At 68.0% G+C, this 403-nt stretch carries 1 protein-coding gene; it reads right to left on the bottom strand.

Annotated features, from left to right (window positions below):
* The coding region (locus MOV75_RS42040) for an FtsX-like permease family protein (protein ID WP_309487031.1) at positions 1-403 on the bottom strand (403 nt) is incomplete at both ends.

Genomic DNA, 403 nt, shown 5'->3' with positions numbered 1-403 from the left:
CAGGCCGAAGGCTAGCGCGGTCAGGAGGCCATAGACGAACGACAGCGCGAGCTCGTCGGCATGCACGGCCGGCACCACCGGCAGCGGCAAGAGCTTGCCGAACAGGCCGACGATGGCGAAGGGCATGGCGGCGCCGAGCGCAAGGCCGATTATCGAGCCGATGCCCGCCAGCAGAAGAACCTGCGCAAGATAGATGCCGAACACGTCGCGCCCGGTGGCGCCGACGGCCTTGAGGGTCGCGATCACTTCGAGCCGGCGGTCGATATGGCTCTTCACGGCATTGGCCACGCCGACACCGCCGACCAGCAGCGCGGCGAGGCCGACCAGGGTCAGGAACTGGGTGAATCGGTTGATGTTGCGCTCGAGCTGCGGCGAGGCGTTGGAGCGGCTGCGGATCTCCCAG

The organism is Bradyrhizobium sp. PRIMUS42 (assembly GCF_023006515.1).
Lineage (GTDB): Bacteria > Pseudomonadota > Alphaproteobacteria > Rhizobiales > Xanthobacteraceae > Bradyrhizobium.
The sequence above is the reverse complement of the archived record's forward strand: the minus strand, read 5'-3'. Positions and strand labels throughout refer to the sequence as shown.